This window comes from Sphingomonas sp. Sphisp66 (assembly GCF_047324325.1).
Taxonomy (GTDB): Bacteria; Pseudomonadota; Alphaproteobacteria; order Sphingomonadales; family Sphingomonadaceae; genus Sphingomonas.
Genome location: NZ_CP168508.1, coordinates 4,793,764 through 4,811,882, shown reverse-complemented (window position 1 = coordinate 4,811,882; position 18,119 = coordinate 4,793,764). Strand labels below are relative to the sequence as shown.

Here is an 18,119-nt window from a genome sequence, read left to right as displayed (position 1 = left end):
AAGAATGAGGTCGCTTCCCCCGATGATCCGCGCGCTCGCCGCAGCTGCCCTGCTCGCTTCCGTCTCCGCCCCGGCAATCGCCCAGACTTCGGCGGTCCAGAACTCGGCGCCGGCGCAGACCGCGCCCTATCCGAACACCATCCCCGATGCGCGCGATGTCGCCTATCCGGGCACGCTGACGCTGGACATCGACGCGACCGACATCACCCGCGGCATCTTCAACGTGAAGCAGACGATCCCGGTCGCGAAGGCCGGGCACATGGTGCTGCTTTATCCCAAGTGGATCCCCGGCAAGCACGGCCCGCGCGGCGAGATCGAGAAGCTGGGCGGCCTGGTCATCAAGGCGAACGGCAAGGTGATCCCGTGGAAGCGCGATCCCGTCGACGTCTTCGCCTTCCACATCGACGTGCCCGCCGGCGCCAAGAAGCTGGACGTCAGCTTCAACTTCGTCTCGGCCACCGTCGGCGACCAGGGCCGCATCGTGATGACGCCGAACCTGATGAGCCTGCAGTTCTTCTCGCTCAGCCTCTATCCGGCCGGCTATTTCACCCGCCGCATCCCGATCCAGGCCAAGGTGACCTATCCGGCGGGCTGGACCGCCAGCTCGGCGGTGGACGCGAAGGTGGCCGGCAACGTCTACACCTATGACAAGACCAATTACGACGTGCTGATGGACTCGCCGGTGCTGGCCGGCCGCTATTACCGTCAGCTCAAGCTGACCGACCGCGTCTCGGTCGAGGCCTATGCCGACAGCCCCGAGGAGCTCGCCGCCAAGCCCGAGCATGTCGATGCGCTCAAGAAGCTGGTCGAGCAGGCGGTGAAGACCTTCGGTGTCGAGCATTACGACCATTACCGCTTCCTGTTCTCGATCAGCGACGAGCTGGGCGGGATCGGCGTCGAGCATCATCGCAGCTCGGAGAACGGCACGGGCCTGGGCTTCTTCACCAAATGGGACGAGAAGGCGACCAGCCGCAACCTGCTGCCGCACGAATACACCCATAGCTGGGACGGCAAGTTCCGCCGCGGCGCCGACCTGTGGACGCCGGACTTCCGCACCCCGATGCGCGGCTCGCTGCTCTGGGTCTATGAGGGCCAGACCCAGTTCTGGGGCTATGTCTTCCAGGCGCGTTCGGGGCTGGTGAGCAAGGCCGACACGCTCGACCAGTATGCCAACATCGCCGCCAGCCTCGACAACCGGAAGGGCCGCACCTGGCGCCCGATGGGCGACACCACCAACGATCCGGTGATCACACCGCGCTCGCCCAAGGGCTGGGTGAGCTGGCAGCGCAGCGAGGACTATTACAACGAGGGCCTGCTGATCTGGCTGGATGCCGATTCGATCATCCGCGAGAAGAGCGGCGGCACCAAGTCGATCGACGATTTCGCCCATATCTTCTTCGGCGGCCGCAACGGCGATTATGGCGAGCTGACCTATACGTTCGACGATGTGGTCGCGACGCTCAACCAGGTCGTGCCCTATGACTGGCGCAAGTTCCTCGACGAGCGGGTGAACGGCACCTCGCAGAATGCGCCGCTCGGCGGGTTCGAGCGCAACGGCTACAAGCTGGTCTATAACGACACTCCCAACAAGGCGACGCCCAAGACCAGCACCGACCTGTCCTATTCGATCGGCCTGGCGATCGGGCCCAAGGGCATCTCCGGCGTGATGTGGGGCAGCCCGGCGTTCGACGCGGGAATCACCCTGGCCGACGAGATCGTCGCGGTGAACGGCACGGCCTTTACCGGCGACAAGCTGAGGGACGCAGTGAAGGCGGCCAAGGGCGGCAAGGACCCGATCAAGCTCACCGTGAAGCGCGGTTCGCGCTACCGCGACGTGGCCATCGACTATCATGACGGGCTGCGCTATCCGCACCTTGAGAAAACAACCGAAGGAGAGGCTGGCCTGGATAAACTCCTCCAGCCCAAGTGAGGACTGGGGGCGCGCAAACCGCCCAGCTTAAGGAAAGCATAGCGTGCGTATCGATTTGATTCCGGTGGGTGATGATCCGCCGAACAGCCTCAATGTGATCATCGAAGTGCCCGTCGGCGGCGAGCCGGTGAAGTACGAGTTCGACAAGGAAAGCGGCGCGCTGTTCGTCGACCGCATCCTGCACACGCCGATGCGCTACCCGGCGAATTACGGCTTCGTGCCGCACACCCTGTCGCCCGACGGCGATCCGCTCGACGCGCTGGTCATCGCGCGCTCGCCCTTCGTGCCGGGCTGCGTCGTGCGTGCCCGCCCGATCGGCGTGCTCAAGCTCGAGGACGAGGCCGGCGGCGACGAGAAGCTGATCTGCGTGCCGGTCGACTCGACCTTCCCCTATTATTCGGACATCGGCGAGCGGCAGGACCTGCCCTCGATCGTGCTCCAGCAGATCGAGCACTTCTTCAAGCACTACAAGGACCTCGAGTCCGAGAAGTGGGTGCGCATCGGCCAGTGGGGCGATGCGGAAGAGGCCCGCAAGATCGTGCTCGAAGCGATCGAAGCCGCGAAGAAGGCCAAGGAGGCCGCGGCCGCCTGAACCGCGCGCTGGCCTGGCGACTGTGCGCAGTAGCCGGGCTGGCGACGCTGGCCGCGTCGATGGGGTTCGGGCGCATCCCGGACCTCGTCGCCTGCGGCCCCACCCACGGCGCCGGGCCGATAATCGCGCTCGAGCTGGTGCGCAGCCCCGCCGAGCTCGCCGAATTGTTCGGCGCCCCGCCCTGTTCCGAGAAGTTCCGTGTCGCGCAGCTGAGCGCCAGCTGGTGGGACGCGCTGGTCTTCATCCCCGCCTATGCGACCTTCCTGGTCCTCGGCGCGCTGGCGCTGCGGCGCGACGCGCGCGCGCTCGGCTGGATCGCGATGGCGGTGCTGTTCGGCGCCGCGCTGCTCGACCAGATCGAAGGCGTGATCCTGCTCCAGATCCTGCCGGTCGGCCCCGATGCGCAGAGCCTGTTCGACATGCTGTTCGTCGCGGTCCGCGCCAAGTTCGCACTGCTCGGGATCGGCGAATTGCTGCTCGCGCTACTGGCCTGGCGCGGGGCGCTGATCGCCAGGCTCAGCGCGGTGCCGCTGGCGGCCGGCGGACTGGTCTCGCTCTGGTTCCTGCTGAGCGAGCCACACCATCCCTGGATGATGCAGGCGCACAGCTATGGCTGGATGGCGCTGCTGGCCCTCGCCCTGGTCGGGGCGATCAACCCGCGCTGGGTACACCGCACATGAGCCGGCCGCACCGCAAGGGCATCGGCAACGTCATCGCGCCGCCGCGCTTCCTGCTGTTCCTTGCCGCGACGCTGGTGGCAGGCTGGCTGCTGCTGCCGTTGTTCGGGCTGCGCTACGGCATCATGCTGGCCTTTGACGCGGGCGCGGTGGCATTTCTGCTTTCGGCAGTGCCGCTGCTCAGCCACCGCGCCAGCGGGATGCGCGAGAGCGCCTGCCGCAACGACGGCAACCGGGCGATGCTATTGCTGATCACGGTGATCGTGGGCGCGGCGGTGTTCACCGCGATCGCCAGCGAAGTGATGAGCGGGATCAAGTCCAATCCCTGGGCGCTGCCGGCGATCCTGGGCACGCTGGCGCTGAGCTGGACGTTCAGCAACATCATCTTCGCCCTGCACTATGCGCATATCTTCTACACCGCCGGACGGAACGGCGCCGATTCGGGCGGGCTGGAATTTCCCGACACCAAGGAGCCCGATTACTGGGACTTCGTCTATTTCGCGGTGTGCCTGGGCATGACCTTCCAGACCAGCGACGTGACCATCTCCAGCCGCCGCCTGCGCCGCGTGGTGACCGCGCACTGCCTGGCGGCGTTCGTGTTCAACCTGGGAATCCTGGCGTTCACGATCAACGTGCTGGGGGGATAGCGGGTCCAATTCCTCCCCGAGCTTGTCTCGGGGAGGGGGACCATTTGCGCAGCAAATGGTGGAGGGGCAGCCGCAACGCGGCGGTGCCCGCCGCACCCTTCCACCACCGCCTTCGGCGGCGGTCCCCCTCCCCCAGCCAAGCTGGGGGAGGAATTAGGAGCGCTTCTTCCCCTTCTTCGGCGGCGCGCGCCTTGCCGCCTCGATCGCCAGCAGCGCCCAGCGGCGCAGTTCGTCGGCATCGTCATAGGTCTCGTCGGGCGCGCGGCGATAGTTGAGCGACTGGATCCGGCCGTCCTCGCGGGTGACCGAGAAGCGCGGCGTGTCGCCCCATTCGGCGGCGCTCTCCGCATCGGCCTTGAGCCACAGCGCGTCGAAGGCGAGGATCGCGAAGGCCAGCCCGTCGAAATAGAGCGCGGCGCCGCCGAACAGCCGCTTGCGGGTGACCGTGCCGAGCGGTTCGAGCGCCTCGGCGACCCAGTCGGCCAGGCCCTCGTCGATCGCCATCAGCCGCGCCCGGCCAGCGCCACCAGCGCATCGCCGCTGACGCGCTGCACGGTCCATTCGTCCATCGCCTGCGCGCCCATCGCCCGGTAGAAATCGATCGCCGGCGTGTTCCAGTCGAGCACCGCCCATTCGAAGCGGCCGCAATCGCGGTCGAGCGCGATCCCCGCCAGATGCCGGAGCAGCGCCTTGCCCGCGCCCGAGCCGCGGGCGTCGGGGGTGACGTACAGGTCCTCGAGATAGATGCCGGGCTTGCCGGTCCAGGTCGAGAAATTGTGGAAGAACAGCGCGAAGCCGACGGGCCTGCCATCCAGCTCGGCGATCAGGCTCTCGGCCACACGGCGCTCGAACAGCGCGTCGTGGAGCATCGCCTCGGTCGCCACCACGGCGTCGGGCTCGCGCTCGTACAAGGCGAGCTCGCGGATCAGGTCGAGGATCAGCGCGACATCCTGCGGCGCGGCGGTGCGGATGGTGATCATGAAAGGGCGGACTCCACTTCGGGCTCGGCGATGCCGGGTTTGCTGCGCGCCGCCATCAGGCATCCGGCGACGATCAGCAAGGTGCCACCGATGGTGAGCAGCGTCAGCGGCTCGTGGAAGAATAGCCAGCCCATGATCGCCGCCCAGACGAACGCGGTGTACTCGACGGTGAGCAGCACCTGCGCCTCGGCCCGGGCATAGGCCCAGGAAAGCAGCAGCAGCGAGACGATCGCCAGGCTGGCGGCGAGCAGGACCAGCCACCATTGGCCGGGCGCGGGCATGACGAGCAGCCAGGGTGCGGGCACGCAGAAGATCGCGAGGATGATCCAGTTCTGGAAGAAGGCGATCTCGATCGGCTTGGCCTGCTGCGCCTGGTGGCGGGCGATGACCAGGTTGACGGCATAGAACACCGCCGAGACCAGCACCGCGACCATGCCGAGCGCCGAATCGGGCCGGTGCGGCGTGCCGAGCTGTCCCGCCAGGATGATCCCGACGCCGGCCAGGCCGAGCAGCGAGCCGAGGATCGAGCGGGCGCCGATCTTTTCCTTCAGGAAGATCGCGGCGAGGGCGAGAGCGATCAGCGGGGCGATGAAGGTGAGCGCGATCGCCTCGGCCAGCGGCACGCGGACGATCCCCCAGAAGAAGGCGATCGCCATCACCGCGATCACCACGCTGCGGATCGCGTGGATCCTGAGCACGCGCGGCTCGGGCAGGCGCGGCTTGTTGAAGGCGAACAGCGGGGTCATGATCGCGGCGCCGGCGACGAGCCGCCAGAAGATCGCGGCATAGGCGCCGATGACGAGGCTGATCCCCTTCATCACCGCATCCATGATCGAATAGAGGGCGATGCCGGCGGAAGCAGCGAGCAGGGCTGCGAGGATCGGAGTGGCGCGCGGCATGGGCTAGCGGATCATGCGGATGTCGAGGCCGATATCGGCGGCGGCCATGCGGGCGTCTGCCGTGAGGATCGGCAATTCGCTCAGCCGTCCTTGCGCGAGGCAGGTCCGGTCGCCGAGCGACAGGCCGAGGGACTTTGTGATCGGGCGCAGTCGAGCGACCTCCAGCGCATGCGCCTCGCGAAAGGCCTGGACGCGGACCCCATAGGAAACCGCGATGCCATATACCGCATCCGGATCGGCGCCCCCTTCCGTCAATTTGGTCACTACCTCACACAGATTGACGATCGATATCTCGGAACCGCGGACCACCGCCGCCACCTGTTCGGCACCGGTTTCCTCGAGCAGCAGGGCGAGGAGCGCCGAAGCGTCGAGCACGAGCATTATTCGCGTTCGGCCTCTGCGCGCTTGTCGGCGATGAAGTCGTCCACCGTGACGGGGTGGGTGATCATCGCGCGAATCTTCTGCTGGCCTTCCCGGATGACCTGCTCGTGCGTCCTGACCGCCAGCGAGCCGTCGGCGGCGCGATCGAGCACCAGCACATCGCCGTCCTTGATCCCGAGCTCGCGGCGCAGCTCGGCGGGGATGACGATCTTGCCGCCGGCGATCACCTTGGCGTGATAGGTCATGTCAGGCCCTCCAGGACCTGACCTCTAGCACAGGACCTATTCGGCCGCCACCGCAGCGGCCTCGCTCGCCGCCTCGATCTCCGCGGCCTTGGCCTCGACCAGCTTGACGATATGATCGAGCATGTCGGCGTCGTTCACCGTGTGATCGGTGACGCCCGACAGATAGACCATGTGCTTGCCGTTGCCGCCGCCGGTGAGGCCGATATCGGTCTCGCGCGCCTCGCCGGGGCCGTTGACCACGCAGCCGAGCACCGAGAGCGAGAGCGGCGTGCGGATGTGCTGGAGCCGGTCCTCGAGCGCCTGGACGGTGCGGATCACGTCGAAGCCCTGGCGGGCGCAGCTGGGGCACGAGACGACGCGGACGCCGCGGTTGCGGATGCCGAGCGCCTTGAGGATCTCGAAGCCGACGCGGACTTCCTCCTCGGGCTCGGCCGAGAGCGACACCCGGATCGTGTCGCCGATGCCGAACCAGAGCAGCGAGCCGATGCCGATCGCTGACTTGACCGTGCCGCCGACGAAGCCGCCTGCCTCGGTAATGCCGAGGTGCAGCGGGCAATCGACCGCGTCGGCGAGCTGCTGATAGGCGGCGACGGCGAGGAACACGTCCGATGCCTTCACCGCGACCTTGAACTCGTGGAAGTCGCGGTCCTGGAGCAGCTTGATATGGTCGAGCGCCGATTCGACCAGCGCCTCGGGGCAGGGCTCGCCGTACTTTTCGAGCAGGTCCTTCTCGAGGGAACCCGCGTTGACGCCGATGCGGATCGCGCAGCCATTGGCCTTGGCGGCGTTGACCACTTCGTTCACCCGGTCGGCACTGCCGATATTGCCCGGGTTGATGCGCAGGCAGGCGGCGCCGGCGTCGGCGGCTTCGAGCGCGCGCTTGTAGTGGAAATGGATGTCCGCGACGATCGGCACGCGGCTGGCGCGGACGATCTGCTTCAATGCCGCGGTCGATTCGACGTCCGGGCAGGAGACGCGGATGATGTCCACGCCGGCATCCTCGCAGCGGCGGATCTGGTCGATCGTCGCGCGGGCATCGGAGGTGGCGGTGTTGGTCATGGTCTGCACCGTCACCGGCGCATCGCCGCCTACAGGGACATTGCCCACCATGATCTGACGGCTGGGCCGCCGGACGATATCGCGCCAGGGACGTACGGACATGGCGGCCATATAGGCGCTTTGACCCCGCGGGGCCAGCCGCGACGATGTCGAGATACCATGCAGAAATGCATAGGCGCTGCTTTACGCGTTGCTAAGCAAGCCGGGCTAGGCTTGGCGGCTGTTCCGAACTGCGAGGCCTGTGTTGCGGCACGACCCGATCCCTGCTGCCACGGCTCGCGCCAGCCAGCGCCATTACGGCATGGACTGGCTGCGGATCGCCGCGTTCGGGCTGCTGATCCTCTATCACATCGCGATGGCCTTCTCGCCCTGGGACTGGGTGATCAAGACCGAATATGCCTTTGGGTGGCTGATCCCGCCGATGGCGCTGCTCACGCCGTGGCGCCTGCCGCTGCTGTTCGCCGTCTCGGGCTATGCCTCGCGCAAGCTCTACGACCGGGCGCCGGGCGAGTTCGCGCGGTCCCGTGCGCTCCGGCTGCTCGTGCCGCTCGCCTTCGGCATGGCGGTGCTGGTGCCGCTGGAGATGTGGGTGCGGGTGATGGAGAATGGCTATCCCCACGGATACCTCCATTTCTGGGCATTCGATTACTGGCGCAGCGGGACCTTCTGGGGCCGCGAGTTCCCGAGCTGGGAGCATCTCTGGTTCGTCGCCTATCTCGCGGCCTATACGCTGCTGCTCGCCGGCGCGCTGGCACTGCGCGGCCCGCAACTGATGCGGGCGATCGACGGGGCGGCGGAATGGCTGGGCAAGGGCCATCGCCTGCTCTGGGCGCCGGTGGCGCTGCTGGCCATGGCCCGGCTGGCGCTGCTGTTCGTCGCGCCCGAGCGCCAGGGGCTGCTGCGCGACTGGGGCGGGCATGCGCAATATGTGCCGATCTTCCTGTTCGGCTTCGCGCTGGCCGGCGCCCCCGGGCTGTGGCCGGCAATCGCACGCAACTGGATGCCGGGCGCGGCACTGGCGGCGCTGGCGGGAGCGGTGGTCGTCACGGTCGAGCTGAGCTGGCCGGGCGCCGGCGTGCCCCCGCACGAAGTGATGGCGCTCGACCGCGCCGCGCGCACGGCCATGGCCTGGGGCATGATCCTCGCGCTGTTCCACATCGCCGAGACGCGCTGGAACCACGACCATCCCCTGCGCAAGCCGCTCGCCGAGGCGGTGTTCCCCTTCTACATCGTCCACCATCCCGCGATCGTGCTGATCGCCTGGTATTCGCTGCCGCTGCACCTGAGCGCCCCGCTCGACTTCGCGCTGCTGCTCGGCGGCACCGCGAGCGTCTGCGCCGCGACCTATCTGGTCGGCCGGCGGATCGGCTGGCTGCGGCCGCTGATCGGACTCAACCGGCTGGCGAAGCCCGAAAGCTCTGCTAGGGAGACTGCGCCTGCCTCTGGAGTAGTCTGATGCGCCTTCTCGTGATCCTCGCGGCCCTGATCGGCTTTGCCGCGCCCGCCAATGCCTATTGGGAATATGGCCATCAGACCGTCGCCGCGATCGCCTGGCGCAACGTCACCCCGACGACCCGCAACAAGATCACCCAGCTGCTCCGCCACACCGACCTGCTCAAGACCGAAGGCTGCCCCGCCACCAACATCGAGGAAGCATCGGTCTGGGCCGACTGCATCAAGAAGCTGGGCGCGGACTGGCGCTACGCCTCGGTCTGGCACTACCAGGACGCAGACGTGTGCAAGCCGTTCGATGTGACCGCGGAGTGCAAGGACGGCAATTGCGTCTCCGCCCAGATCGAGCGCGACGTGAAGCTGCTCAAGGACCGCAAGGCGCCGCAGGTCGAGCGGGTGAAGGCTTTGCTCTTCCTCGTCCATTTCGTCGGCGATATCGGCCAGCCGCTCCACGGTGCCGAGCACGACCATGACGCCGGCGGCAACAAGGCGATGGTGAGCTATGGCATCTACACCACCGACCGGCTGAACCTGCACTCGGTGTGGGACGGGCTGCTCGCCGAGCGCGCGATCACCTCGGGCCCGAATATCGTGCGCAGCTACAGCCGTGCCGACCGCGCGAAGTTCGGCGGCGGCACCGTGCAGGACTGGGGCAAGGACAGCTGGGAGCTTTCCAGGACGATCTATGCCGACCTCAATGGCGGCGACACCTGCAAGCCGATCACCAGCCGCATCGCGATCACCGAGCCGATGATCGAGAAATGGGTACCCGAGGCGCGCAACCAGGTGATCAAGGGCGGCCTGCGCCTCGCCCGCCTGCTCGACGAGGCCCTGGGCTGAGCCGTCAGCCCTTGGCGTAATGCTCGAGGAAGCCGCAGCGCGGGCAGCGCCAGCTCTGGATGTCGATCGGCTTGTGCGGCAGCTTCAGGCCGAGGAACAACTGCCTCTGGGGCGGGCCGGCGACCCAGCCCGTCGGGCGCCGATAGGTATCGCGATCGGCCAGGATGAAGCCTTCTTCCATCGAGGCCTGGCATTTCGGGCAGGTGTTCGATCGGACGGGCATCACGCATCCCCTCCCCAGTTGAACACGCGCCATTCGCCATCGGTCTTGTTGGCGAGCAGCCACAGCAGCGCTGCGACCAGCGGCACCAGCAGCACGAACCATATCCGGCCGCGATGCAGGCCGGCATGGACGATCAATCCCGCGGCCCCGCCGAACAGCATCGTCGCCGCCCAGCCCTGCCAGGTGACCGGCACCGCGCCCAGGCCGAACTTCTTCGGGCGGAACCAATAGCCGGGCCGGACGCTGGCCCGCTCGCGGAAGCGGGCGCCGATCATGACAGCGCCACCGCGATGCCGGCGAGCAGCGCCACGCCGGCGAGGGTCAGCAGGAACGGGATCCGCTCGCGGCGGGCATGAACAGCAAGGAACATCGGTCTTCCTCCTTCGATCCGCAGGGCGGGGCAGCGAAGCGGTCGCGCCGCATGCCGTTCAGTCCTCGCCTTCCTTCGCCTTGGGCGGGCGGCCGCGCTTGGCACGCACCGGCTCCGCCAATTTCACCCCGCGCTTCCCCAGCGCCTCCCGCAGCAGGCACTCGACCTGGGCGTTGACGCTCCTGAGGTCGGCCGCCGCCGAGCGCTCGATCGCCGCATAAAGGGCGGGATCGAGGCGCAGCGGAAAGGCTTTCTTCTGGGGCGGCTGGTCGGACACGGGGTTCGCCTTACTGGTACAGCGAGCCCGTGTTGACCACCGGCTGGGTATCGCGCTCGCCGCACAGCACCACCATCAGGTTCGACACCATCGCGGCGCGGCGCTCGTCGTCGAGATGCACCACATCCTTGGCGGAGAGCTGGGCAAGCGCCATCTCGACCATGCCGACCGCACCCTCGACCAGCGTCTGGCGGGCGGCGACGACCGCCTGGGCCTGCTGGCGGCGGAGCATCGCGCCGGCGATCTCCTGGGCATAGGCCAGATGGGTGAAGCCGCATTCGTCGACGGTGATGCCGGCAACACGCAGCCGCTCGATCAGCTCGCCGCGCAGCTCGGTGCCGACCTGGTCGTGATTGCCGCGGAGCGTGACTTCCTGATGCTCGAAATCGTCATAGGGATAGCGCGAGCCGATGGTGCGCACCGCCGCCTCGATCTGGACGTTCACGAACGCCTTGTAGTCATCGACGTCGAACAGCGCCTGCGCGGTGTCGGTCACGCGCCACACCACCTGCGCCGCCATCTCGATCGGATTGCCGCGCAGGTCGTTCACCTTGATGCGCTCCGAGATGATGTTGTTGGCGCGCACCGAGACCTTCTTCTTGATCAGCCACGGCCAGGCCCATCGCAGGCCGGTAGTGCGATCGGTGCCCTGATAGTCGCCGAACAGCGTGATCACCGCCGCCTGGTTGGGCTGGAGCAGATAGAAGCCGCACAGCACGAACAGCTCGACCAGGATCGACACGAGCAGCCAGGAGATGACGATCCAGTCCTCCATGCGGTCGATCTGGGTGAGCGCGCCTGCCGTCGCGGCCAGGGCGATCAGCAGCACGAGCAGCATCCCATAGCCGCTCGTCGTGCTTGCAGGCTTCTCGCTGCTCTGGCGCAGTGCCGGCGCGGCGCTACGTACGTCGGTCATTCTTACCTCCCAAAATTATGATATCGTATTTATATCGAGTCGGAGGGGGCCGCAAGCGGAATCGAAAAGGCCGCCGGAATTGCTCCCGGCGGCCTTTCGATCCCTCTCCGATTGGGAGAGGAGGAAGCCGACGCAATCGGCGGGAGGGTCGAAAGGCGAGGCTAGCCTCACCCTTCCCACTCGCTTCGCGAGCGGGCCCCTTCCCTCTCCCAAAGGGAGAAGGAGTTTCGCCTCAGCTGATGACGATCGTCACGGCGCGGCGGTTCTGCGCCCAGCTGGCGTCGTCCGAGCCGAGCGCGATCGGGCGCTCCTTGCCATAGCTGATCGTGGTGATGCGGGTCGGCGAGATGCCGCGCGAGGCGAGATAGTTCTTCGCGGCATTGGCGCGGCGATCGCCGAGGCCGAGGTTGTACTCGCGGGTGCCGCGCTCGTCGCAGTGGCCCTCGATCGTGATCCGGGTGTTCGGGTGCGCGGTCAGCCACTGTGCCTGGCTGTCGAGGATCGCACGCGCCTCGGGATCGATGTCATACTGGTCGAAGGCGAAGTGCACGGTATCGCTTGAAACCTCGCGGCGGAACTGCTCGTTGATCGGCGCGGCGACGGTGTCGCTGTCACCTTCGCCCGCATTGACCGGGCCAGTCTCCGACGGCGCGGGCGGGATATCGGCGACATTGCGCTTCTTGGTGCAACCCGCGGTGGCGATCAGCGCGATGCCGAGCACCAGGCCAGTCGTGATCTTGGACATGGTCATTTCCTCCTAGATGTCGCATCGAGCCCGCTTGCCCGGGCCCTTAGCACAGATGCGGTAACGTTTCAGGGGCGAATCGGTCCCCAGCTGGGATCCGATCCGTCGAGCGGCGTGGGGATACGCCGCGCATTGGTGCCGGTGAGGTCCACCGACCAGAGGTCCGGCCGGCCCGAACCCTGGGCCGAACGGAAGAACATCAGCACGCGGCCATTGGGCGACCAGCTCGGCGCCTCGTCGCCCCAGCTGTTGGTCAGCAGCTTCTCGCCGCGGCCCGAAGAGTTCATCACGCCGATGCGGAAGGCGCCGCCGCCGGTGCGGGTGAAGGCGATCAGGTCGCCGCGCGGGCTCCATACCGGCGTGGCATAGCGGCCGCCGCCAAAGCTGATCCGATGCTGGTTCGAGCCGTCGGCGTCCATCACATAGAGCTGCTGGGTGCCGCTGCGGTCGCTCTCGAACACGATCTTCGAGCCGTCGGGCGAATAGCTGCCGCCGGTGTCGATGCCGGGCGAGGTGGTCAGCCGCTGCGGCGCGCCGCCGGCGGTAGCGATCCGGTAGACGTCGGTGTTGCCGGCCTGCGCCATCGAGAAGAGGATGTTGCGGCCATCCGGCGAGAAGCGCGGCGCGAAGCTGAGGCTCACGTTCGAGACGAGCAGCCGGTTCTCCCGCGTCGCCATGTCATAGACATAGATGGACGGCTTGCGCTGGGTGTAGCTCATATAGACGATCGCGTTCTGCTTCGGCGACATGCGCGGGGTGAGCACGATCGACTGGCCGTTGGTCAGGAAGCGGTGGTTGGCGCCGTCCTGGTCCATGATCGCCAGCTGCTTGCGGCGCTTGTTCTTGGGGCCGGTCTCCGCGACGTAGACGACCTGACTGTCGAAATAGGGCCCTTCGCCGGTGAGGCGGGCATAGACCGCGTCGGCGCATTTGTGCGCGGCGCGGCGCCAGTCGCCCGGTGCCACCACGAAGCCCTGGCGGACCAGCTCGGTCTGCGCGGCCATGTCGTAGACATAGCAGCCGATGGTCAGCGAGCCGTTTCCGTTGGCGCGGACATAGCCCTGGATCAACGCCTGGCCGGTCACGCCGCCCCAAGCCGAATAATTGGGTGCCGAGACCTCCGCATAGGAGATGCTGCGCGTGGCGTTCGGGCCCATCGTCTTGAACAGGCCGGTGTTGCGCAGGTCGTCGTCGATCACCTGGGCGAGCTTCTGGCCGAGCTGGTCGGTCGAGCCCGCCGCGGTATCGGCCACCGCCGAGGTCGGCATCGCCGGAATGATGATCGGCAGCGGCGCGGTCATGCCGCCCTCGACATCGACGACCAGGCCGCCGTCATCCTGGGAAGGCGTGGGCGTGGGCACCGGCGTGGGTGTGACCTGCGCCTGTGCGGTGCCGCTGGCAGCCGTCGCGAGAAGGGCTATGGCCATCGCCGTCATGGTGCGCATCATCATCGGTTCCTCAGGATTTGAGCCGGTAGTTGAGCGTGAAGCTCTTCCAGCCGTCTTTCACGTCATACAAATCGGGGGGCAGGTTGCGCAGAGGCGAACAGCCCGCGAAGATTGCGCGGACCGCATCGTCGACCCGCGCGACATAGCGCTGATTGTCCTCGTCGACGCCGCTATGGCCGATGATTCGCGGCGGCGCTGCGAGCGAGCCATCGCGATTGAGCTGGAGGCGGACGACTGCCTTGATGCGGTCGGTGCCGGGGCCCGGGCTCACCTGGCGATCCGCGCAGGGCTGGACCTGGCGCTGGATTGCAGAGCCGATGTTCGTCGCCGCTTCCTTCGACATCACTGCGCCGGGCGGATTGGGGTTTTTCGCATCGTTCGGCTTGGGAACGCCGCCGGGATTGCGCAGGTCCCTGATCGTGGTGTCGAGATCAAGACTGGGCTTGCGATTGGGCTGCTGCCTGGTGTTGGGATTGGTCGGCGCCTTGTTGGGCTTGGCCGGCGGCTGGACCTTGGCGTCCGGTGCCGGAGCCGGCTTGGCGGGCGCAGGATTAGGCTTGGCGACTTCGGGCTCGGGATCCGGCTGGGCGGGCGCCGGTTGCGGCGCGCCCGGTGCCGGCTCCGGCGCATAATCCATCTTCTGCTCTTCGCTGCTGATCACCGGCGCGGCGCTTTCCAGCGCGACCTGGTCGGCCAGCGTCACTTCGATCGGCTGCGCCTTCAGCCTTTCGGGATTGGGGGTCGCGAGGAAGCCGACCGACAGGATGCCGAACAGGGCGACATGCCCGATCAGCGCAATCGTCAGCCCTGCTCCCTCGGTCCGGTTCACGGCTTGGTGCTCGCGTCGGTGATCAGCGACACGCGGTTGAGCCCGGCATGGTTGAGCTCGCCCATCACCTTCATGACCTTGCCATAGCCCAGGCCCTGGTCGGCACGCAGGAACACGGCGGCCGGCTTGCCGTCCGGACCCGGCGCACGGCCGGCGATTTCCTCGAGCTTGGCCGGCAGCGCGGCATCCGGGGTCAGTTCGTTGTCGACGAAGACCTGGCCCTTGTCGTCGATCGAGATCTGGACGGGCTTCTGATCCTGGTCGACCGGCTTGGCCCGGCTCTCGGGCAGGTTCACCGGCACGCCAGCGGTGAGCAGCGGCGCGGTGACCATGAAGATGATCAGCAGCACCAGCATCACGTCGACCAGCGGCGTGACGTTGATGTCGGCCATCGGCGCGCGGCGGCCGCGCGACTTGTTCGAAGGGAGATGCATCGCCACCGGATCAGGCCTCCATCTCCAGGCGGCGGCTGAGCGTCGCGTGGAAGCCGTCGGCGAAGCGGTTGAGGCGGGCCTCGACGCGGTTCACGGCGTGCGAATAGCGGTTGTACGCGATCAGCGCGGGGATGGCGGCGAACAGGCCGATCGCCGTGGCGAACAACGCCTCGGCGATGCCCGGCGCGACCACGGCGAGCGACGAGCTCTGCTCCTTGGCGATGCCGGTGAAGCTGCGCATGATGCCCCATACCGTGCCGAACAGACCGATGAACGGCGCTGCCGAGGCAATGGTGGCGAGGAAGTTCAGCCGGTCGGCGAGCTTGTCGACTTCCTGGGCGATCGTCGCGCCCATCGCGGTGGCGAGGCGCTCGCGGGTGCCTTCGCGATCGATGGCCTTGCCCGAAGTCGAGCGGCGCCATTCGGTGACGCCGGCGGCGAACACGCGGGCGATCGGCTGGTCACGGCCGGCGGCGCGGCGGTGGAACTCGTCGATGTCGTCTGCCTCGCGATATTCGCTCTCGAACCGATCGATCGCCTTCTTCACGCTGCTCACCCGGAAGCCGAAGCTCAGAATGATCGTCCAGGTCCAGAGCGACGCGAGCAGCAGGCCGATCATCACGGCGCGCACCACCCAGTCGGCCTGCAGGAACAGGCCGATCGGCGACATGGTTGCGGCGTCGGTGCTGATGAATTCCATGATCGGTTCAGTTTCCCTTGAAGACCAGCGGCGCGAAACGTTCCATCCACGCTGCCGGCTGGCGGCGCGGACGGCCTGACGGGGCGACGAACACCGCCTCAATCTCCGCTTCGGCCACTATGGTAACGTCGCGCATGACTCGTTGATGAATATCCACTGCGGCGGGGCGCAGCTGGACCAGCTTGCTGACCACCACCAGTTCGTCGCCCAGGCGCGCCGGCGCCCGATAGCGAATGTTCGCCTCGCGGAGCGCATAGGCGCCCTCGCCTGCTTCATGGGCGGCGCGCTGGTCGATGCCGGCCAGGGCCAGCATATCGGAGCGGGCGCGCTCCATGAACCGCAGATAATTGGCGTGATAGACCACGCCGCTGAGATCGGTGTCCTCGAAATAGACACGCAGGACGAAATGATGCTCGAGGCCCTCGAACCGGCCAGGGGCGAAACGGACGTCCATGCCCGGCCCCTAACGCAGCGTTTTCCATGGGGGAACCCCCAGCCTCAGTCGAACAGCCCTTCCTGCGCGGTGGACGGAGGATTGAGGCCGAGATGCTTCCATCCCGCTGCATTGAGGCACCGGCCACGAGCAGTGCGCGCGATCATCCCGATCTGGATCAGATAGGGCTCGATCACTTCCTCGATCGTGTCGCGCGGCTCGGACAGGCCCGCCGCCAGCGTCTCCACGCCGACCGGGCCGCCCTTGTAGATGTCGGCGATCATCATGAGGTAGCGCCGGTCCATCGCGTCCAGCCCGAGCGCGTCGACCTCGAGCCGGGTCAGCGACTGGTCGGCGACCCTGGCATGCACCGTCTCCTCGCCCAGCACATTGGCGAAGTCGCGCACCCGGCGGAGCAGCCGCCCGGCGATGCGCGGGGTCCCCCGCGAGCGCCGCGCGATCTCGTGTGCGCCATCGGGGGCGACGTGCAAATCGAGCAGCCGGGCGGCGCGGGTGACGACCTTCTCCAGCTCGTCGACGTTGTAGAAATTGAGGCGGACCGGGATGCCGAAGCGATCCCTGAGCGGCTGAGTGAGCAGCCCCTGGCGGGTTGTGGCGCCGACCAGGGTGAAGCGCGGCAGGTCGATCCGCACCGAGCGCGCCGATGGCCCTTCGCCGATCATCAGGTCCAGCGCACGGTCCTCCATCGCCGGGTAGAGGACTTCCTCGACCGCGGGATTCAGCCGGTGGATCTCGTCGATGAACAGGACGTCGCCATCCTCGAGATTGGTGAGCAGCGCCGCGAGGTCGCCCGACTTGGCGATCACCGGGCCCGAGGTCGAGCGGAAACCGACGCCCATCTCGCGGGCGATGATCTGGGCGAGCGTGGTCTTGCCGAGGCCCGGGGGGCCGAAGAACAGGACATGGTCCAGCGCATCGCCCCGCGACTTGGCGGCATCGATGAACACGCGGAGATTCTCGCGCGCCGCCTTCTGCCCGACGAACTCGTCGAGGCTCTTGGGGCGCAGCGCCGCGTCGACATCGTCGGCGCGGCGGGCGGAGGAGAGGAGGCGATCGGTATCGGTCATGCTGCCGTCCAAAGCTCTCGATATCCCTCGCCGGTCAACACTTCGACCGTATCGAAGCGGCGCTGAAGATAGCGAAGAATATCATCGGGAAAGACAGCTCGCGCTTGTGCCAGCGTCGCGTCGGTACGCAAGCTGGGAAGATCGACCGACACATGCCGATCACCCAGATAGTGGCGCGCATGTACGGGCTCGGCGGGGTCGCCGAATAGATAGTCGATAAAATTATAGTCCTGCTGGAGCTCGCCATGATCGTACATCATGTCGCGGCCATGCTCGATGCGGAATGGAGCGCCGAGATCGCCCGCCTCGAACGACAGGAAACCAGAGGGCTGCTCGCCCGGCGCAGTCCAGCCACGCTCACCCTGCCAACCGGGAACATAAGGATGATTGGCATCGCTCATCCCAGCAACCCGCTCAACAGCGCCGGATGGAAGCCCCAGCCGAGGAACCCGCACAGTCCCATGAACAGCCCGAAGGCGCCGAACGCCCAGCCGGCCCAGAGCAGCCAGCCGCTCTCGACCAGCGCGGCGACCGCGGCGATCGAGATGGCGGTGGAGACCGCCGCGTCGCTCGCGTCGAACTGGTCGTCATGGACGTTGAGCGCGTCATATTGGTCGCTCTGCGCCTTGGCATCGGCGGCAAGCCGGGGCGCTTCGGCCTTGTACTTGGCGATGTCGCGGTCGAGCCCGGCGAGCACCGGCGCGGCGCGCCTGGGCTCCGCGAGCGCGGCGATCTGGACGCGGCTCGCCTCGGCGACATGCTGCTTGGTCTTGGTCGCCTGATATTCGTTCCACTTGTCGACCGAGGCCGACTGGGCCTGGGCCATCGCCTGGACGATGTTGCCGTCCTTGATCCCGCACAGCCCCATGAACACCGAGAGCACGACCACGGTGATCGCCACCTTGCGGTTGAGCGACTTGTCCTTCGCCTCGGCGCTGACTTCGATTTCCATGG

The 18,119-nt window shown here is 67.2% G+C and carries 25 protein-coding genes; 6 read left to right on the top strand and 19 right to left on the bottom strand.

Features of this window, described 5'->3' with window-relative positions; translation table 11 throughout:
- The first annotated feature begins 22 nt into the window (after positions 1-22).
- The 4 genes from ACEN8G_RS22235 to ACEN8G_RS22220 are packed head-to-tail and all read left to right on the top strand — an operon-like array spanning position 23 to position 3,846.
- Positions 23-1,930 (top strand): M61 family metallopeptidase, encoded by a 1,908-nt coding sequence (locus ACEN8G_RS22235; protein WP_413415211.1) that lies wholly within the window; start codon positions 23-25, stop codon positions 1,928-1,930.
- Positions 1,931-1,973: 43 nt separating this feature from the next.
- Complete coding sequence (gene ppa / locus ACEN8G_RS22230; protein ID WP_184164419.1) at positions 1,974-2,522, top strand: inorganic diphosphatase; 549 nt, start codon at positions 1,974-1,976, stop codon at positions 2,520-2,522.
- Positions 2,523-2,581: 59 nt separating this feature from the next.
- Positions 2,582-3,202: a hypothetical protein gene (locus ACEN8G_RS22225; RefSeq protein ID WP_413415184.1), complete on the top strand. Its 621-nt coding sequence runs from the start codon at positions 2,582-2,584 to the stop codon at positions 3,200-3,202.
- Complete coding sequence (locus ACEN8G_RS22220) at positions 3,199-3,846, top strand: DUF1345 domain-containing protein (protein WP_413415185.1); 648 nt, start codon at positions 3,199-3,201, stop codon at positions 3,844-3,846. Before ACEN8G_RS22225 ends, ACEN8G_RS22220 begins: the two co-directional genes overlap by 4 nt.
- 153 nt (positions 3,847-3,999) lie before the next feature.
- Here ACEN8G_RS22220 and ACEN8G_RS22215 read toward each other — a convergent pair whose 3' ends face one another.
- Genes ACEN8G_RS22215 through ispG form a run of 6 tightly spaced genes read right to left on the bottom strand, consistent with a single transcriptional unit; the run spans position 4,000 to position 7,512 of the window.
- The gene (locus ACEN8G_RS22215) at positions 4,000-4,350 is read right to left on the bottom strand and encodes a TfoX/Sxy family protein (protein WP_413415186.1); all 351 of its coding nucleotides are present in this window, start codon (positions 4,348-4,350) and stop codon (positions 4,000-4,002) included.
- The gene (locus tag ACEN8G_RS22210) at positions 4,350-4,826 is read right to left on the bottom strand and encodes a GNAT family N-acetyltransferase (protein WP_307116357.1); all 477 of its coding nucleotides are present in this window, start codon (positions 4,824-4,826) and stop codon (positions 4,350-4,352) included. The genes ACEN8G_RS22215 and ACEN8G_RS22210 overlap by 1 nt, the downstream gene beginning before the upstream one ends.
- Positions 4,823-5,725, bottom strand: coding sequence for a DMT family transporter (locus tag ACEN8G_RS22205; RefSeq protein WP_413415187.1), 903 nt, complete (start codon positions 5,723-5,725; stop codon positions 4,823-4,825). The genes ACEN8G_RS22210 and ACEN8G_RS22205 overlap by 4 nt, the downstream gene beginning before the upstream one ends.
- A 3-nt stretch (positions 5,726-5,728) precedes the next feature.
- Entirely contained in the window at positions 5,729-6,106 is a 378-nt protein-coding gene (locus tag ACEN8G_RS22200; RefSeq protein ID WP_413415188.1) for a type II toxin-antitoxin system VapC family toxin, read from the bottom strand.
- Positions 6,106-6,351 carry an AbrB/MazE/SpoVT family DNA-binding domain-containing protein gene (locus ACEN8G_RS22195; protein ID WP_413415189.1) on the bottom strand — a complete coding sequence of 82 codons (246 nt, stop codon included), beginning with the start codon at positions 6,349-6,351 and terminating at the stop codon, positions 6,106-6,108. The genes ACEN8G_RS22200 and ACEN8G_RS22195 overlap by 1 nt, the downstream gene beginning before the upstream one ends.
- A 36-nt stretch (positions 6,352-6,387) precedes the next feature.
- The gene (gene ispG / locus ACEN8G_RS22190) at positions 6,388-7,512 is read right to left on the bottom strand and encodes a flavodoxin-dependent (E)-4-hydroxy-3-methylbut-2-enyl-diphosphate synthase (RefSeq protein WP_183999496.1); all 1,125 of its coding nucleotides are present in this window, start codon (positions 7,510-7,512) and stop codon (positions 6,388-6,390) included.
- A 142-nt stretch (positions 7,513-7,654) separates the two neighbouring features.
- Here ispG and ACEN8G_RS22185 point away from each other — a divergent pair, with 142 nt between their 5' ends.
- Together ACEN8G_RS22185 and ACEN8G_RS22180 are read left to right on the top strand one after the other, a co-directional pair.
- Positions 7,655-8,866: an acyltransferase family protein gene (locus ACEN8G_RS22185; protein ID WP_413415190.1), complete on the top strand. Its 1,212-nt coding sequence runs from the start codon at positions 7,655-7,657 to the stop codon at positions 8,864-8,866.
- Entirely contained in the window at positions 8,866-9,702 is an 837-nt protein-coding gene (locus tag ACEN8G_RS22180; RefSeq protein ID WP_413415191.1) for a S1/P1 nuclease, read from the top strand. Before ACEN8G_RS22185 ends, ACEN8G_RS22180 begins: the two co-directional genes overlap by 1 nt.
- A gap of 4 nt (positions 9,703-9,706) precedes the next feature.
- Here ACEN8G_RS22180 and ACEN8G_RS22175 read toward each other — a convergent pair whose 3' ends face one another.
- The 13 genes from ACEN8G_RS22175 to ACEN8G_RS22115 form a co-directional block, all read right to left on the bottom strand.
- Positions 9,707-9,925, bottom strand: a complete 219-nt coding sequence (locus ACEN8G_RS22175; RefSeq protein ID WP_413415192.1) for a PF20097 family protein — start codon at positions 9,923-9,925, stop codon at positions 9,707-9,709.
- On the bottom strand, positions 9,925-10,200 hold the full coding sequence (locus ACEN8G_RS22170) for a hypothetical protein (protein ID WP_413415193.1): 276 nt from the start codon (positions 10,198-10,200) through the stop codon (positions 9,925-9,927). The genes ACEN8G_RS22175 and ACEN8G_RS22170 overlap by 1 nt, the downstream gene beginning before the upstream one ends.
- A 153-nt stretch (positions 10,201-10,353) precedes the next feature.
- Positions 10,354-10,572 (bottom strand): toxin-antitoxin system HicB family antitoxin, encoded by a 219-nt coding sequence (locus ACEN8G_RS22165; protein WP_307116364.1) that lies wholly within the window; start codon positions 10,570-10,572, stop codon positions 10,354-10,356.
- Between the two features lie 10 nt (positions 10,573-10,582).
- Positions 10,583-11,488: an SPFH domain-containing protein gene (locus ACEN8G_RS22160; RefSeq protein WP_413415194.1), complete on the bottom strand. Its 906-nt coding sequence runs from the start codon at positions 11,486-11,488 to the stop codon at positions 10,583-10,585.
- A 232-nt stretch (positions 11,489-11,720) separates the two neighbouring features.
- Positions 11,721-12,233, bottom strand: coding sequence for a peptidoglycan-associated lipoprotein Pal (gene pal / locus ACEN8G_RS22155; protein ID WP_413415195.1), 513 nt, complete (start codon positions 12,231-12,233; stop codon positions 11,721-11,723).
- A 68-nt stretch (positions 12,234-12,301) separates the two neighbouring features.
- A complete protein-coding gene (gene tolB / locus ACEN8G_RS22150; RefSeq protein ID WP_413415196.1) occupies positions 12,302-13,681 on the bottom strand; it encodes a Tol-Pal system beta propeller repeat protein TolB in 1,380 nt (459 codons plus the stop codon).
- A gap of 10 nt (positions 13,682-13,691) precedes the next feature.
- On the bottom strand, positions 13,692-14,510 hold the full coding sequence (locus ACEN8G_RS22145) for a cell envelope biogenesis protein TolA (protein WP_413415197.1): 819 nt from the start codon (positions 14,508-14,510) through the stop codon (positions 13,692-13,694).
- Positions 14,507-14,950 (bottom strand): protein TolR, encoded by a 444-nt coding sequence (gene tolR / locus ACEN8G_RS22140; protein ID WP_307116370.1) that lies wholly within the window; start codon positions 14,948-14,950, stop codon positions 14,507-14,509. The genes ACEN8G_RS22145 and tolR overlap by 4 nt, the downstream gene beginning before the upstream one ends.
- Positions 14,951-14,954: 4 nt before the next feature.
- Positions 14,955-15,644, bottom strand: coding sequence for a protein TolQ (tolQ, locus tag ACEN8G_RS22135; protein WP_413415198.1), 690 nt, complete (start codon positions 15,642-15,644; stop codon positions 14,955-14,957).
- Positions 15,645-15,651: 7 nt separating this feature from the next.
- Positions 15,652-16,098 (bottom strand): YbgC/FadM family acyl-CoA thioesterase, encoded by a 447-nt coding sequence (locus ACEN8G_RS22130; protein ID WP_413415200.1) that lies wholly within the window; start codon positions 16,096-16,098, stop codon positions 15,652-15,654.
- 44 nt (positions 16,099-16,142) lie between these two features.
- Positions 16,143-17,165: a Holliday junction branch migration DNA helicase RuvB gene (ruvB, locus tag ACEN8G_RS22125; RefSeq protein ID WP_413415201.1), complete on the bottom strand. Its 1,023-nt coding sequence runs from the start codon at positions 17,163-17,165 to the stop codon at positions 16,143-16,145.
- The gene (locus tag ACEN8G_RS22120) at positions 17,162-17,566 is read right to left on the bottom strand and encodes a hypothetical protein (RefSeq protein ID WP_413415202.1); all 405 of its coding nucleotides are present in this window, start codon (positions 17,564-17,566) and stop codon (positions 17,162-17,164) included. Before ACEN8G_RS22120 ends, ruvB begins: the two co-directional genes overlap by 4 nt.
- On the bottom strand, positions 17,563-18,117 hold the full coding sequence (locus ACEN8G_RS22115; RefSeq protein ID WP_413415203.1) for a DUF4337 domain-containing protein: 555 nt from the start codon (positions 18,115-18,117) through the stop codon (positions 17,563-17,565). Before ACEN8G_RS22115 ends, ACEN8G_RS22120 begins: the two co-directional genes overlap by 4 nt.
- Positions 18,118-18,119: the final 2 nt, after the last annotated feature.

Bases quoted from the DNA above. Each gene is read 5' to 3' on its own strand.
- ACEN8G_RS22205 (WP_413415187.1), bottom strand. From the start codon at position 5,725: ATGCCGCGCGCCACTCCGATCCTCGCAGCCCTGCTCGCTGCTTCCGCC.
- ACEN8G_RS22170 (WP_413415193.1), bottom strand. From the start codon at position 10,200: ATGATCGGCGCCCGCTTCCGCGAGCGGGCCAGCGTCCGGCCCGGCTAT.
- ACEN8G_RS22210 (WP_307116357.1), bottom strand. From the start codon at position 4,826: ATGATCACCATCCGCACCGCCGCGCCGCAGGATGTCGCGCTGATCCTC.
- tolB (WP_413415196.1), bottom strand. From the start codon at position 13,681: ATGATGCGCACCATGACGGCGATGGCCATAGCCCTTCTCGCGACGGCT.
- ruvB (WP_413415201.1), bottom strand. From the start codon at position 17,165: ATGACCGATACCGATCGCCTCCTCTCCTCCGCCCGCCGCGCCGACGAT.
- ACEN8G_RS22220 (WP_413415185.1), top strand. From the start codon at position 3,199: ATGAGCCGGCCGCACCGCAAGGGCATCGGCAACGTCATCGCGCCGCCG.
- ACEN8G_RS22225 (WP_413415184.1), top strand. From the start codon at position 2,582: ATGGGGTTCGGGCGCATCCCGGACCTCGTCGCCTGCGGCCCCACCCAC.
- ACEN8G_RS22200 (WP_413415188.1), bottom strand. From the start codon at position 6,106: ATGCTCGTGCTCGACGCTTCGGCGCTCCTCGCCCTGCTGCTCGAGGAA.
- tolQ (WP_413415198.1), bottom strand. From the start codon at position 15,644: ATGGAATTCATCAGCACCGACGCCGCAACCATGTCGCCGATCGGCCTG.
- ACEN8G_RS22235 (WP_413415211.1), top strand. From the start codon at position 23: ATGATCCGCGCGCTCGCCGCAGCTGCCCTGCTCGCTTCCGTCTCCGCC.
- ACEN8G_RS22195 (WP_413415189.1), bottom strand. From the start codon at position 6,351: ATGACCTATCACGCCAAGGTGATCGCCGGCGGCAAGATCGTCATCCCC.
- ispG (WP_183999496.1), bottom strand. From the start codon at position 7,512: ATGTCCGTACGTCCCTGGCGCGATATCGTCCGGCGGCCCAGCCGTCAG.
- ACEN8G_RS22215 (WP_413415186.1), bottom strand. From the start codon at position 4,350: ATGGCGATCGACGAGGGCCTGGCCGACTGGGTCGCCGAGGCGCTCGAA.
- ACEN8G_RS22175 (WP_413415192.1), bottom strand. From the start codon at position 9,925: ATGCCCGTCCGATCGAACACCTGCCCGAAATGCCAGGCCTCGATGGAA.
- ACEN8G_RS22120 (WP_413415202.1), bottom strand. From the start codon at position 17,566: ATGAGCGATGCCAATCATCCTTATGTTCCCGGTTGGCAGGGTGAGCGT.
- ACEN8G_RS22130 (WP_413415200.1), bottom strand. From the start codon at position 16,098: ATGGACGTCCGTTTCGCCCCTGGCCGGTTCGAGGGCCTCGAGCATCAT.
- ACEN8G_RS22180 (WP_413415191.1), top strand. From the start codon at position 8,866: ATGCGCCTTCTCGTGATCCTCGCGGCCCTGATCGGCTTTGCCGCGCCC.
- ACEN8G_RS22115 (WP_413415203.1), bottom strand. From the start codon at position 18,117: ATGGAAATCGAAGTCAGCGCCGAGGCGAAGGACAAGTCGCTCAACCGC.
- pal (WP_413415195.1), bottom strand. From the start codon at position 12,233: ATGTCCAAGATCACGACTGGCCTGGTGCTCGGCATCGCGCTGATCGCC.
- ACEN8G_RS22160 (WP_413415194.1), bottom strand. From the start codon at position 11,488: ATGACCGACGTACGTAGCGCCGCGCCGGCACTGCGCCAGAGCAGCGAG.